General features: G+C 41.2%; 12 protein-coding genes. 3 read left to right on the top strand and 9 right to left on the bottom strand.

From position 1 onward, the window contains the following. Positions 1-20: 20 nt before the first annotated feature. From I6E61_RS06905 to dinB, 5 genes are all read right to left on the bottom strand, one after another. The gene (locus I6E61_RS06905; RefSeq protein WP_197132129.1) at positions 21-1,106 is read right to left on the bottom strand and encodes an asparaginase; all 1,086 of its coding nucleotides are present in this window, start codon (positions 1,104-1,106) and stop codon (positions 21-23) included. A 171-nt stretch (positions 1,107-1,277) separates the two neighbouring features. Beyond that, the gene (locus tag I6E61_RS06900; protein WP_197132126.1) at positions 1,278-2,891 is read right to left on the bottom strand and encodes a FimV/HubP family polar landmark protein; all 1,614 of its coding nucleotides are present in this window, start codon (positions 2,889-2,891) and stop codon (positions 1,278-1,280) included. A gap of 51 nt (positions 2,892-2,942) precedes the next feature. Continuing rightward, entirely contained in the window at positions 2,943-4,679 is a 1,737-nt protein-coding gene (locus I6E61_RS06895; RefSeq protein ID WP_197132124.1) for a FimV family protein, read from the bottom strand. 111 nt (positions 4,680-4,790) lie between these two features. Continuing rightward, positions 4,791-5,993, bottom strand: coding sequence for a tRNA preQ1(34) S-adenosylmethionine ribosyltransferase-isomerase QueA (queA, locus tag I6E61_RS06890; protein WP_197132122.1), 1,203 nt, complete (start codon positions 5,991-5,993; stop codon positions 4,791-4,793). A 189-nt stretch (positions 5,994-6,182) separates the two neighbouring features. Next, the gene (gene dinB, locus I6E61_RS06885; protein WP_197132120.1) at positions 6,183-7,268 is read right to left on the bottom strand and encodes a DNA polymerase IV; all 1,086 of its coding nucleotides are present in this window, start codon (positions 7,266-7,268) and stop codon (positions 6,183-6,185) included. A 503-nt stretch (positions 7,269-7,771) separates the two neighbouring features. Here dinB and I6E61_RS06880 point away from each other — a divergent pair. The 3 genes from I6E61_RS06880 to map all read left to right on the top strand — a co-directional run bounded on the left by I6E61_RS06880 (position 7,772) and on the right by map (position 9,015). After that, a complete protein-coding gene (locus I6E61_RS06880; protein ID WP_197132110.1) occupies positions 7,772-8,017 on the top strand; it encodes a hypothetical protein in 246 nt (81 codons plus the stop codon). Between the two features lie 85 nt (positions 8,018-8,102). Next, the gene (locus I6E61_RS14400; protein WP_369074424.1) at positions 8,103-8,240 is read left to right on the top strand and encodes a hypothetical protein; all 138 of its coding nucleotides are present in this window, start codon (positions 8,103-8,105) and stop codon (positions 8,238-8,240) included. After that, positions 8,233-9,015, top strand: a complete 783-nt coding sequence (gene map, locus I6E61_RS06870) for a type I methionyl aminopeptidase (RefSeq protein ID WP_197132107.1) — start codon at positions 8,233-8,235, stop codon at positions 9,013-9,015. Before I6E61_RS14400 ends, map begins: the two co-directional genes overlap by 8 nt. Positions 9,016-9,160: 145 nt before the next feature. Here the strand turns inward: map and eutC are convergent, their stop codons facing one another. The 4 genes from eutC to I6E61_RS06850 form a co-directional block, all read right to left on the bottom strand. Next, complete coding sequence (gene eutC, locus I6E61_RS06865; RefSeq protein ID WP_197132105.1) at positions 9,161-10,093, bottom strand: ethanolamine ammonia-lyase subunit EutC; 933 nt, start codon at positions 10,091-10,093, stop codon at positions 9,161-9,163. Between the two features lie 43 nt (positions 10,094-10,136). Beyond that, positions 10,137-11,531 (bottom strand): ethanolamine ammonia-lyase subunit EutB, encoded by a 1,395-nt coding sequence (locus I6E61_RS06860; RefSeq protein ID WP_197132102.1) that lies wholly within the window; start codon positions 11,529-11,531, stop codon positions 10,137-10,139. 357 nt (positions 11,532-11,888) lie between these two features. Next, positions 11,889-13,331: an ethanolamine permease gene (gene eat, locus I6E61_RS06855; protein WP_197132100.1), complete on the bottom strand. Its 1,443-nt coding sequence runs from the start codon at positions 13,329-13,331 to the stop codon at positions 11,889-11,891. 269 nt (positions 13,332-13,600) lie between these two features. Next, positions 13,601-13,744: aldehyde dehydrogenase family protein (locus I6E61_RS06850; RefSeq protein ID WP_197132098.1), on the bottom strand; the 144-nt coding region annotated here is incomplete at its 5' end.

The following is a 13,744-nucleotide window of genomic DNA, read 5'->3' as shown; positions in this document are numbered from 1 at the left end:
TTAAGGTTATTAAGAGTAGGTTATCGCTTTTTAATGCTTGTGCCAGTCTGACTGACATTGTTCAACCACCGTTGTTTGCGTCTTGCTGGAGTGTCGTAGCGTAATAGCAGCCATAATAATCGTGCATAAATTGCCGGAATGGTCAGACGTCCACCCGCAATGACATGATGGTCATATTGCCAACTACCAGCCGCATAGCTATCGCTCACACCGCCGAATGGGCATTGGCTAGCACATATTACCATGTGCCCTTTTTTATGAATCAGTTCTAATGTTTCTGCTAGTGCTGCGGAATGAGGAACATTGCCAGCCCCAAATCCCAATAGAATAATACCAGAAGGTGGCTGTGATAAGAGTGCTTGTAGCTGATTATTAATGATTTCGGTATCATTAGGCAAGCAATATAGGGCGTGGACGCTGCTAGATTCAGCACGCGCTTGAATGCTGGCAAGCAAGGATTGCTGGTCATCAAGCCAATGCTGGCGACGGGTATCTGGTAGATTTTTGATATAGCTATTTGCCGGATAGGCAGCTCGAGAGTGACCAGTAAATGCCATCAAATCATGACTATGAATCTTTTGTACCGTTTGTGCGGGCCAAGATTCACCACCAAAACTGATTTTGACACCTGACTCACCTGCCGCTGCCAGTTTCAACGAATGATTGAGGTTGTCCCAAGCATCACTGTGAGTGTCGATAGTGTAGGACTGCAGCACCTCACTATCTAACAATGGCCGCATACTACCAGTGACGATGACACAAATATCGCTACCTGCAAATGCTTCTGCCAAAAATGCCCCTAAGTAGCTTAAGGTATCTGTACCAGTAATTAACACAAAGCGTCTATCACCTTGTGCATAAGCTGTCAGTAACAGCTGATAAAAGTGAATAAAGTTACTCGGGGTGAGTTGGCTACTGTCTTTAATCAATGAATTATCTAACCAAGAGATACATGGGAGCTTGGCTGAACTATCATGATTAAGCATCAGTACTTGCAGCGTTGGCAAAAACACATCTGCTGATAAAGGAGCTAAAGGTCGTCCATAGCTACCAAAAGTACCACCAGCATAAACCAGTTGAATAGAATTAGATATTGTCGTTGTCATAGTAGAAGATGGCATAGTATTGGTGTAATAATTAAGTATAAAAGAAAAGGAGGTCTAGATTGTACTCAATAAGCTCTATTAATAATAAATAGTATAAAGGTTAAACGCAAAAAAAATCAGCAAGTATTCTATGACGATAGAATGCTTGCTGATAATAAAACGGGTTGTTTACTATGCAGTGCGCTCAAGGAGTATTTGCGCTTGGCTCTGCTGTTCACTATCACCATGGGCAATCACTTCATTAAGCAGGCGTTTGGCGCTGTCGTACTCACCCAGTTGCAAATATTGGCCAGCCAAGTCTAGCGTCACTTGATTGCTATCTAAAGACTTTACAAAGTCAAAATCTGCTGCAAAACGTGACGAAAACTCTTCTGCAGTTCCAGGACTTTCAACTACTTTGTCAGCTGCAATATCAGTCTCGATATCGACCGGAGTAGCTGCAGTCAAAGGTTCTACAGCAAACTCATCATTTATTATGCTGTTATCATCGAACAGGGATATATCAGTTGGTGTGGCATCAAGACCATTGATAAAAATATCTTGTAAGTTGGTGTCGTCGAACAGATTCTCTTCAACATTAGTTTTTTCAAGATCTTCTGCTTCAGAATCACTGCTTTCAGACTTAGGTTCATCAAAAACAGCATCTTCTTCAAGGACAGTCTCTTCAAAAACAGTCTCTTCAAAGAGAGATTCTTCGGGGTTAGGCTCTCCAAAACTGCTGTCTTGAAGAACGAAGTTATCGCTATTGTCCTCAAAGACCGCTTTTTCGTTTTCTAATGATGCTTCTATATCGTTTGGCGTATCAATATTGTCTAAAGATAAGGCGAAATCTTCTTCTGTATCCTGTTCGAATGAATCGACAACCAATTCTTCAACAAGGGTTTTTTCAGTATTTTGATTAACATCAGAGGACAAGTCGTCGAAATCTAAGACAAACGCTTCATTGTCTAAAGGCTTGTCTTCGGTGATATTGTCAGAGATAGCCGAAGCGATAGAGGGTTCAGTTGAGGTGCTTGTTTCTTCAGGTGAATCAAAGCTAAAGTCAAAATCGATAAGCTCGCTATCTTCGGTAGTAGTATCGGTAGTAGGTGCATCTTCTGTCATATCTGATGCGACAGGTGCTGTACTAGTTGCAGCAGGTTCGCTGAAGCTGCTCTCTAAGTCATTTAACGTAAGATCAAAGCTATCCTCTACATTATTGTTAGTAGCAGTTGCCTCTGGAGAGTCATCTAAAAGTGATGAACTAACAATAGATTCACTACTTAACGTATCGTTGTTGCTATCGCTTTGGTCGGTCGGTAAGTCAAAATCTATGCTTTCAAAATTGCTATTATCTTCTACTGGTGCTTCTTTTGCTGCGACTTGATTTTGTTCTTCAGAAAACAAACCTTTTAAATCATCAGCTAGCGCGATACTCTTTGAGTCGCCTTGAGTTTTGATGGAATCATAAACTTTATTGAAGTTCTCTGGCTGATTGATAGTCGCGTATATGCTAAGTAGTTTGAGTGACAGGTCACCATCACTTGGATTTTCTCTTAGATCACGGTTGAGTGTTTCAATCGCTTTGTCATAGCGTTGTTGATCCATAAAGCGTTGGGCAATTATAATAGGATTGAATTTATCTTCAGCTTTGTCGATTGGGGCAGGAGTGGACGTAGCAGTGCTTTTCTCCGACTTTGTAAGTGGTTGTAGTGATGATTTTTGCGCTTTGTTCTTGCGCAGTACTAAACCAACTACTAGTAGAATAAGTACCAATCCGGCGATGATATATAGCATATTGTCCATAGTTACTCCCACGCCTGTGACTACGGCGTATTGCATTGGTTAGTCAGGCAATTATTGATTGCGTAATTTTTTGAGACGAGCTTGTAGCTCAGCCAGTTTTTGGTTCTGTAGTTGAATTTTTTTAGTATAGCTATCAAGGGCACTACTGGTTTTTGACAAGCGCTCAGCTTGTAATGCGGCGTTTTCTCTTGATGCTTTGAGTGTAGCTAATACATCTGTACTAAGACCATTACCTGTTGTCGAAGCAGATTTTTCTTGAGTACCGTCTGCACTGCCATTACGACCAGGAGCTAGCACAGAAAACTGGGCTTTTGGTAACGTTTGTGTTTTCGTAATCATTGGTTTTTTACGTTGTGTCGCTGCTTGAGATTTCTCAGCGGTTTTTTTAGCCGGAGCTTTAGCTGTCTTTTTTACTGTAGGCGTGTTTGCTCTGCGGTTGTATTGTCTTTGTGCGCTAATTGCCGCTTCTAATTTCTGTTGTGAAGGCACGACATCATAGCTAGGTAAGCTAAGCTTGGCATCTGCTTTTAATTGATCGGCATCTTTGTTAATGAAAGCATCAGGGTTTTGTGATTGAATCTGTTTCATCACGGTTTGCACATCGAGATCATTTTCTTGTGCGATCTGCTGAGCAATGACCCATAGGCTATCGTTCCGCTGTACCTGATACTGGGCAGCCGTAGTACTGGTTGCCGTATTGTCAGAATCATTGTTGGCAACACTGGTATTGGCTGATGCAGGTGCAGCAATGTTAGCGGGTATATTATTTGTCGGAGTAGCTGTGGCAATGTTATTGCTAGTGTCGAGATCGGGCGTGGATACGTTTGCTTTATTACCGTTTGATGCAGGCGCCATAGGTACAGCAGTCATTATGCTATTACCTGGTTTACTACTTGGCTGTATTTGGCGAGTAATTTGTATATTTAAAATATCGAATTTTTTGTCAGCGAGGGCTGTAATCGACGTGTCTTTATTATCATTAATGTCGGTATTATTGGCGCCGATTGTCGTAACATTATTATCTGCACTCAAACGACCAGTGTCTAATCGGCTTGCTGAATTTGGCTTATTGTCGTTAGTATTGGTATTATTTATCTCAACGCTGTTGCCCAGACGACCATTATCTAAACGACTCGGAGCATAAGCAAGATTGTTGCCTTGTGACGCAGTATCTATAATAGTAGGTAACTGCATGCTCGGCGCTGGTAATCTAGAGGCGACTAACTCGCTCGTGGATACTGTAGGCGCTGATATTAATGGTGGTGGCGCGCCTTTTCTGACGGTCAATGGCTCGGAAATACTAGCGGATACACTTGGTAAATTGGGTTTTTGTGCACCAGTAACGGTATTCTTGGCTGCTTTAATCGGTGCATTATCATTAAGCGGCATCAACAATGTTTTAGGTACGACATTGTTCTTACCCTTATCATTTAGGGTCAAAACCACATCGGCAAAGGGCTTAGATACTGGCTGTGACGTCGTGATAACTACTTGGCCACTGGTCGCTGAAGTAGGCTGAAAGCGTACACTCATCGAGTCAGTCTGGGTCAAACCCATCTGTTGATAAATAGTAGAGTTTGCCAAGCTTGCTGAAAAATCAGCCGCTCTAATATCTGAAACAGCAATGCTTGCTACCAAAGGCTCATGCTGAGCAGAAGTAACAACAGTCTTTCCTATCATTGCAGCTTGCGCACTCGACACTAAGGCGGCATACCCTACAGAATAAAGTAGTGCTATCGATACTGCGCGATGTATATTAGTCAAGCGATGAGATAAATGACCAGACATGTGCCGCCCTTTAAAATATTAGTTATCTTTGCTGTTATAACAAAATACTGCTTAGTTTACCAGTTTATTTCACAACTGTTGTGAACAATACAAAAAATGTTTAAGTAATGTTTAATCCGATTTCTTCTCAAGCAGCATTGCGTCACCGTAACTAAAGAAGCGATATTGCTCTTTAATAGCATGTTGATAAGCATGTTCTATCGTGTCTTTACCCGAAAATGCTGACACTAGCATCAGTAACGTGGATTTAGGTAAATGAAAATTGGTTAACAGTTTGTCTATTACACCAAACTTAAATCCTGGATAAATAAATATATCAGTGTCACCTGACCAACTAGATAAGGCCTGTCCATCATTGGCTGTTTTTTGATACGCCGTTTCGAGCACGCGAGTAACCGTCGTACCAATAGCGATAACCTGCTTACCATTAGCATGCGTCTGATTGATTAGGTCGGCAGTGGCTTGTGGTAGATGTGCGTACTCACTATGCATAGTGTGATTGAGGAGATTGTCTGTTTTTACAGGAGCAAATGTACCAGCGCCGACATGCAAAGTGACAAAGGCAGTATTAATGCCTTTTTCAGTCAGTTTACTGAGTACCAAGTCATCAAAATGTAAGCTTGCAGTAGGGGCTGCTACGCTCGCTAGCTTAGTTGGGTCATGAAATACCGTTTGATAGCGAGCATTGTCTGTATCATCAGCATGGCGCTCAAAATAGGGCGGGATAGGCAACTCACCATAAAGCTCTAAGTGCGGCAAGATAGGCGCATCAAAAGCTAAAATAAATAAATTGTCTTGACGACCAATCATGGTGGCACTCATATGACCATCGGCGAGTTGCAAGCGTTGTCCAAGTTTAAGTGCTTTACTAGCTTTTACATGACAAAGCGCAATATGCTCTTGATTGATTGGCTTATCATTCGTGTTCTCTAAATGCAGTGCTGCTGTATCCAAATCCGAAACAACAACCAACCGCTCAATGAGTACCTCAAGTTTGCCACCAGTGTCTTTTTGACCGAACAATCGCGCTTTCATCACTTTAGTGTCATTAAATACGATGAGGTCTCCAGCACTTAAAAGGTCAGGCAGCTCAGCAAATAAACGATCCTCTACAGTAGTGTCGGTTTTCTGTTGGTTGGCAGGCAAGTATAGTAGTTTGGAGGCAGAACGTTGTGACAACGGATAGCGTGCAATTAGGCTATCCGGCAACTCATAATCGTAATCATCAACGCTTAAATAATCTAAGCTATCATTATCTTTATTAGTATCAATCAAAGTGTTGGTATCAGAGTTTACAGCGTGTATATCGATCATAATGAGTCTTTAAATAAATATAAATTTTGATGTAATTGTAACAGAAATGAGATTGTGAAAGGACAGTTTAATAACGACTCATGCGCATACAAGTAGAGTAGCTGCTTCAATAAAGAGCCTAAGCAATAATATAAATAATTACTATTAATCATCATCAAAAGAACAATTTAATGTCAGTCGTCCATAAAGTTATTCAAACAAGTTTAACTGAGGGAGTAATTGTGCAGCGGGCGCAAGTGAGGAGAAGGTGACACCCACTAGGCGAATGGGTAGCTCACGAGGGATATCTAGAAACAGCCTGTCCAACCAATAATGTGCAGATTTGGCACTATCAAAAGCGGTGGATAATGTGTGAGAGCGTGTTATTTGAGTAAAGTCCGCATATTTCACTTTAAGAGTGATGGTATAGGCGATCAGCTGTTTTTTCTGCATCTGACTAAAAGCATCTTCATTTTGCTCATAAATCTGCACTCGTAACGCATTATCATCGGTTAGATTGTCTCTAAAGGTAGTCTCTGAGCCAATAGATTTATGCTTACGCTCAGATTTGACAGCACGATCATCACGTCCATGTGCGATATCGTGATAAAACTGACCACGTTTGCCAAATTCCTGTACCAATACTGCTGCTGACGTCTGCCGTAGATCGGCACCAACGTTCACGCCCATCGCGTGTAGGCGTTTAGCAGTTGCTTTGCCAATACCGTGAAAGCGCTCGATGGGTAAGCTGCTAATAAAAGCATCGGCATCTGTTGGCGTGATAATCGCTATGCCATCGGGTTTATTAATATCAGAAGCAATTTTGGCCAGCATTTTGTTAAATGAAACGCCAGCAGACGCCGTCAATCCTGTGTGCTCTAGTATCTGAGCTCTCAGCCAATTGGCCATCAACGTCGCTGATCCTTTATGGACTTCTAGCCCTGTAACATCTAGATACGCTTCATCTAGCGATAATGGCTCAACATGTGGGGTTAAGAGGTACATAATGCGGCGAATTTCATGGCTCACTGTTCGATAAACTTCAAAACGTGGCCTTACAAATATTACTTCTGGACAACGTTTGCGTGCCTCATAGCAAGACATGGCAGAACGTACGCCAAATTTACGTACCTCATAACTGGCTGCTGCTACGACACCGCGACCACTAGGATCGCCACCAACGACCAATGGCTTACCGCGTAATTCAGGAAAATCACGCTGCTCCACACTGGCATAAAAAGCATCCATATCTATGTGAATGATTTTCCGAGGATTAGGGGTTATAGCAGTTGTCATAATCGTTATTGTACCTGATTTGACTGTTATGATTTATGATCAAAGGTTAGGTATTGAGATAAGATTTTACAATAAATTATTGGGTAAAGTGGCGGAGAGATATAGTTAATTTTATCTTCTACAAATCTTATATATCATGGACTTGGAGCACTATAGTCATCTTATCTTGCGTCTCTTAGTGAACATGTGTTTTATTTTAGTCGATCTAAATATAGTGTGTATAAAAAATATTTGTTTAGTCATACCACTTGTCGTAACAACTTCACCGTTTGTCATGAATTTTATGTTTATATGTTACAGTTTTGATTCTGGTGTTTTACAATATATTATCCGCGCTAATGTATGACTGTTAAATAATAAGCAATGCTTTATGCACTTCCATAATCATTCAAAAAGAGACGTTGCTTATCGTTCATATCGAAATAAAAGATTCGGTACTATTGAAATTAATATTTTAAGAACACGTTGCTTTTAGAGAATTTAGAATGACTAAGGAGCTGATAATGTATAACGAATTAAAAGGGAGTGATCTAACACGGGCAATGCTAGCACGAGGTGATAAAGATATATGGTGTGCAGTTTGTGATGAAAATGATGAACAAGCCATGATGGATCATTATGGTAATGACTTTACGGCGTATATTGTATCTTATAGTGACGGGTATTTTTATTGCAGTGCTGGCATGCCATGGAGGTTTGCTGTACCAATTAAGATATGTGCTGTCATGCAATACGAAACAGCGATGTAAGTATCGCAATAAATATTACCAGCATAAAAAACCTCCTTATAAGGAGGTTTTTTTGTTTTGAAATTAATATCAATAATGGGGTGCTATTTCATACACACAAGCTGAATATTGGATTAAGATAGGAATGCTTGCTGAATCTAATCCCAATATGTCTTATAACCAAATTATCAATGAGCAAATGAAACAAGCTGATATTAATGTAAGGAACCTTATAGATGGATAAGGTAATACTTAAAAATGCAGCGCAATTGGAAATCATGCGCGAGTCAGGAAGGCTTCTAGCCTCTGTCTTTGATTATCTAGATGGAAAAATCACAGTCGGTATCTCTACGATGGATATTAATGATCTTGCCGAGCGTTATATTGTCGATCAGCTAGGTGCACGCCCAGCCAGTAAAGGTCAGTATGGTTATCAGTATGCATTAAATACCTCGGTGAATAACGTGGTCTGTCATGGCATTCCTTCAGACCAGCAAATACTTAAATCAGGTGATATTGTGAATGTGGATATTACCCTAGAACAAGGTGGTTTTATCGCTGATTCTAGCAAAATGTATTTGATAGGTGAGGTGTTACCCCTTGCAAAACGTTTAGTTGATAAGACCTATGAAGCTATGTGGGAAGGAATACGAGCAGTGAAACCTGGAGCGACGCTAGGTGATGTTGGTCATGCTCTTCAAAGCTATGCTGAGAAGCAGGGTTATTCTGTAGTACGGGAGTATTGTGGTCACGGTATTGGACGTGAAATGCATGAAGAACCGCAAGTGCTTCATTACGGACATTTGGGAAAAGGTCTAGTTCTACAAGAAGGTATGACATTCACCATTGAGCCTATGATCAACCAAGGCAAGGCTAAAGTTAAAGTCAAAAAAGATGGTTGGACGGTAATTACCAACGATAAAAAGTTATCTGCTCAGTGGGAGCATACGATAGCTGTCACGTCTGATGGTTACGAGGTTCTTACTCTGCGAAGAGATGAAGCTATTTCAACCGTTTAATATTTAAAAGGGTAGCAGGCGTTTCTATACCTAGCGAGCTATTCTATTGACATGAAATATCTCAATGCTTACGACAGCCTAGCCATCGTAACATAAGATTGTGTTCCTCGCATTTTAGGTTACATTGCATGATGTTTTTTAGTCATCATAGTAGCTTAATCGCTGTTTGACCTTGATCTAATACCGGTAGTTCCTGCTCATCTTTTAACTCAACTCCAGATAACTTGAGCTCATAAGATTTTTCCATTAATGCTAAGAGACGGCTTGCTGCCACTCTGGTTGGCAGGCCAGCACTGCGCACATTAGAGATGCAGTTCCTCATAGCATCATGACTCGAAGATTGAGCATCCCAAGTATAATAAATACCTAAGCTATCAGGAGAGCTCAAACCTGGACGCTCTCCAATCAGCATGACCAGCATTTTGGCATGAAGACGCTCTGCAACCTCATCCCCTAAAGCGACACGGCTACCAGTAGCAATAACTAAGGGGGCGATAGTCCAACCTTTATCATTAAAAAGCGAGAGAAGTTCTGCAACAAGTTTTGGAGCATTCTCAGCGATGGCTCTCGCTGATAAGCCATCTCCCATAACAATAGCAACATCGTAAGACTTGTCCTTACCGAATATTTCCAATTGCTTAGCGGATTCAATACTAAGCAGTCTGCCCCAATCCGGACGTTTAAGATACTCCGATTTATCTTGCGCTTGGCTGGAGACTCTCAGTATTTTTAAGCTATCACTGACATGATCGTCTTGGCTATTTATATGATCTAACCCATCTGTAACCAGTTTTAAATCTAGCTCGACTATAGAGGAGCGGCAATGTTCAGACAGCTTCACGACTAAAGAATCAACATCTAAATCCTGCAATACAGCATCTTTTGCCTCAGCGTGATCAAGCTGAAACTTGAGCAAGGGCTTAGTGGGAACACTACAACCTACACGTCCCAAAGCAATTCTAGAGTCTGTATATTGTTTTAACTTCTCCCAAGGGTCTAAATGCACTAAATCACTAGCACTGTTTGTATTCGATTTGACAGTCAATGATGTCTTATTTTGTGAGTAATCAATGGACATAGCATTTCTCTTTATAGTGTATCGACGTTTTCTATACTCTCGCTTAAGTAAGCTTGCTACCCATTATCCCTGACAGTAAGGCAGATGGCTTATCTGACCAATTGATACTATTGCCAGATTGAGTATAGATGTCGTTATTACTCAGCCAAAGCGCAAATTCAGGGGCGGGGGAGAGACCAAGAAGTTGTCTAATGTATAGAGCGTCATGAAATGAAGTTGTCTGATAATTCAGCATGACATCGTCCGAGCCTGGGATACCCATGATGAAGTTAATGCCAGCATTGGCAAGCAACGTCAGTAACGTATCCATATCATCCTGATCTGCATCAGCGTGATTGGTATAACAAATATCACAACCCATGGGTACGCCAAGCAGCTTGCCACAAAAATGATCTTCTAATCCTGCTCGAATGATTTGTTTACCATCGAAGAGATATTCAGGCCCGATGAAACCAACCACAGTATTGACCAACAAAGGGTTAAACTCTCTAGCCACAGCATAAGCTCTGGCTTCAAGCGTCTGCTGATCAGCGCCAAAGTTAGCATTACTGGATAACGCACTACCTTGACCTGTCTCAAAATACATGACGTTTTGACCTACTGTGCCACGATTAAGACTCGTGGCAGCGTCATAGCCTTCTCTTAACATCGCTAAGTTTATGCCATAGCTGGTATTCGCTTTTTCACTACCTGTGATGGACTGGAAAACCAAATCGACAGGTACGTTTTTATTGATTAACTGTATAGCGGACGTGATATGAGTTAAAACGCAAGATTGAGTAGGGATTTGATATTCGGAGATGACATGGTCTAGTAGTTTCAATAGTTCAGACAGGTTTTGGATGTTATCGGTAGCAGGGTTGATACCAATGACCGCATCACCATTGCCATACATCAGTCCATCAATGATGCTTGCAGAAATACCCAATAGGTCGTCGGTTGGGTGATTGGGCTGTAATCGTGTGGACAGCGATCCTTCTAAACCGATGGTATTACGAAATTTAGTGACAACGCGACATTTTTTCGCTACCAAGATAAGATCTTGTACCCGCATTATTTTACTAACGGCTGCTACCATCTCAGGTGTGAAAGCGTATTTTAATTCTGATATGGTCTCTGTAGTAGCTGACTCTCCTAAAAGCCAGTCTCTCAAATCTCCAACAGTAAAACTGGATATTTCAGAGAACGCTTGAGAGTCGTGCTGCTCCATGATTAAACGAGTGACTTCATCTGTCTCATAGGGTATTAGAAAGTCATCTAGAAAGTCAGTTAATAGGCAGTCTGCTAACGCCATTTGTGCTGCTACGCGCTCAGTTGCATCGTTAGCTGCTACTCTAGCTAGCTCATCACCCGAACGCCTTGGCGATGCTTTTGCAAGTAAAGTTTTTAAGTCTTTAAATTGGTAGCTTCGCTGTCCTACGGTATGTTTATATGCCATGTTAACCACCTTTATTGCGTAATCACATTACTCAACTTTGATATGTGAGTTGCCAACGAAACTATGTATTATGTATTTCAAATTATCATGACTTTAAGTTTTAACCAATTTGAAACTTAAAGTCATGTGAGAAATGTCTAATTACTTTATACAACATCGTAATCAGTGACTTTATAATTAGGGCGTGTCCTCATTTTAAAAATGGTGATAAAAATGAGATAAATTGCAGTCAAACAAGGAAAATAGTGCAGATAATATCGAAATATTAGTCAGCTGTTTGACGCTGTTTGGCAAGATTTAGCCATTTTCAACCCATTTAGATGACTATCGACTGAATTGAGGACATGCCCTATGCTTTTAACTCAATTCATCAGCTGCCGCTTCTATTTGCGCGAACTCTTCTTCTGGTGTACCACTGACTAGATGATGCCGACTAAATATCACAAAATATAGAATAAGTACGACATAAATACCAGCGGCCATAAACCATACTTTAGGATCTACCATTAACCCTGCTATGACAGCAAGTAATGCCAATACTAAAGCCACACCTGAAGTAAAAATCCCACCAGGTGTTTTATATGGGCGAGCAAGGTCAGACCGAGATAAACGTAATTTGATATGAGATGCCATCATGAGAACATAAGAAACGGTTGCACCAAACACAGCCATGAGAATAAGCAGATCACCTTCACCTGTGAGCGATAACAGGAAGCCTATGACTCCAGGAACGATAAGCGCTAAATAGGGGGCTTTATTATTGTTGGTTAATGATAATTTCTTAGGTAGGTATCCTGCACGAGACAAGGCAAATATCTGTCTAGAGTAGGCATAAATGATGGAGAAAAAGCTGGCAATGAGACCCGCTAAACCAACAAAGTTTACAAAACTTGCTAACCAAGAATTGCTTCCATATACAGAAGCCAAAGCATCTACTAAGGGTGCGCCTGAGTCTTTTAACGCATCAGCACCAGCTGCTCCTGGGCCTAAAAATAGGATCAGAATGGCGAATGTTGCGAGTATCAACATCGAGCCAATCAGTCCACGTGGTAATGATTTAGCAGGGTCTTTGGCCTCTTCAGCTGCTAAGGGTACGCCTTCAACGGCTAGAAAGAACCAAATGGCATAGGGCACAGCCGCCCAAATTCCGACATAACCGTAGGGTAAGAAGGTGCTTGCACCAGCTTGATTACCAACTGCGATATCAAAAAGATTTTTACTGTCGAAATGAGGAATCATGGCTACTATAAACACACCCAATGCGATACAAGCAATAGCTGTGATAATAAACATAATTTTTAAAGCTTCGCCAGCACCTTTCAAGTGAATCGCTATGAAGACAATATAGCAAGCGAGATATACCATCCACCCACCAACGCCAAATAAAGACTCACAGTAAGCGCCGATGAATACAGCAATCGCAGCTGGTGCAATCGCATATTCGATTAAAATGGCTGTACCTGTTAAATAACCGCCCAAAGGACCAAAGGCGGTTCGGGCAAAGCTATAACCGCCACCCGCGGTAGGTAACATCGTCGCCATTTCTGACATAGATAAGCACATACAAAGGTACATTATGGCGACCACAATGGTGGCAACAAACATCCCGCCCCAACCACCTTGAGCAAGCCCAAAGTTCCAACCTGCAAAATCTCCAGAAATAACGTAGGCAACACCAAGGCCTATTAATAACACCCAGCCGACCGCACCTTGTTTGAGTTGTCTTTTAGCAAAATAGTCTTTTTCAGCCTGAGTATTTCCTGCTACGCCATTTATCTGGCCATTAGCGTTTGTAGACATATCGTTCTCCGAAGCTCAGCCAATGAATAGTGAATTGGTAAGCTATTATCAAAATATATTAAGTGCTTTATAAGTAAAGACAACATACCCTTTTCGGTTAAAGCGTGACCAACATCGTCATACTTTCATCAAAGGCAAATTTTGTGCCATACGAAAAACGGTCTTCTCCAATAAATTAGGTAGGAAAAGCACTATTTTGATACAACTGTTTGCGTCATTTCGGTGCCCTATCAGGAAAAAAGCATATTTTTAGAACATATATTTTAAAATTAAAAGAACCCCATTTTTTTAGGATCGTAAGACACCAGCATGTTTTTGGTTTGCTGATAATGATCTAGCATCATCAAATGGTTCTCACGGCCGATACCAGACTGCTTATAACCACCGAATGCAGAATGCGACGGATAGATGTG

The organism is Psychrobacter sp. NZS113 (genome assembly GCF_015864825.1).
GTDB lineage: Bacteria > Pseudomonadota > Gammaproteobacteria > Pseudomonadales > Moraxellaceae > Psychrobacter.
Note: the sequence above shows the minus strand (reverse complement) of the source record. Positions and strands in the feature narration are given on the sequence as shown.

Excerpts from the sequence above, each read along its gene's own strand:
- I6E61_RS06905 (WP_197132129.1), bottom strand. The coding sequence starts at position 1,106 with ATGACAACGACAATATCTAATTCTATTCAACTGGTTTATGCTGGTGGT.
- I6E61_RS06895 (WP_197132124.1), bottom strand. The coding sequence starts at position 4,679 with ATGTCTGGTCATTTATCTCATCGCTTGACTAATATACATCGCGCAGTA.
- queA (WP_197132122.1), bottom strand. The coding sequence starts at position 5,993 with ATGATCGATATACACGCTGTAAACTCTGATACCAACACTTTGATTGAT.
- I6E61_RS06900 (WP_197132126.1), bottom strand. The coding sequence starts at position 2,891 with ATGGACAATATGCTATATATCATCGCCGGATTGGTACTTATTCTACTA.
- I6E61_RS06860 (WP_197132102.1), bottom strand. The coding sequence starts at position 11,531 with ATGGCATATAAACATACCGTAGGACAGCGAAGCTACCAATTTAAAGAC.
- dinB (WP_197132120.1), bottom strand. The coding sequence starts at position 7,268 with ATGACAACTGCTATAACCCCTAATCCTCGGAAAATCATTCACATAGAT.
- eat (WP_197132100.1), bottom strand. The coding sequence starts at position 13,331 with ATGTCTACAAACGCTAATGGCCAGATAAATGGCGTAGCAGGAAATACT.
- map (WP_197132107.1), top strand. The coding sequence starts at position 8,233 with ATGGATAAGGTAATACTTAAAAATGCAGCGCAATTGGAAATCATGCGC.
- I6E61_RS06880 (WP_197132110.1), top strand. The coding sequence starts at position 7,772 with ATGTATAACGAATTAAAAGGGAGTGATCTAACACGGGCAATGCTAGCA.
- eutC (WP_197132105.1), bottom strand. The coding sequence starts at position 10,093 with ATGTCCATTGATTACTCACAAAATAAGACATCATTGACTGTCAAATCG.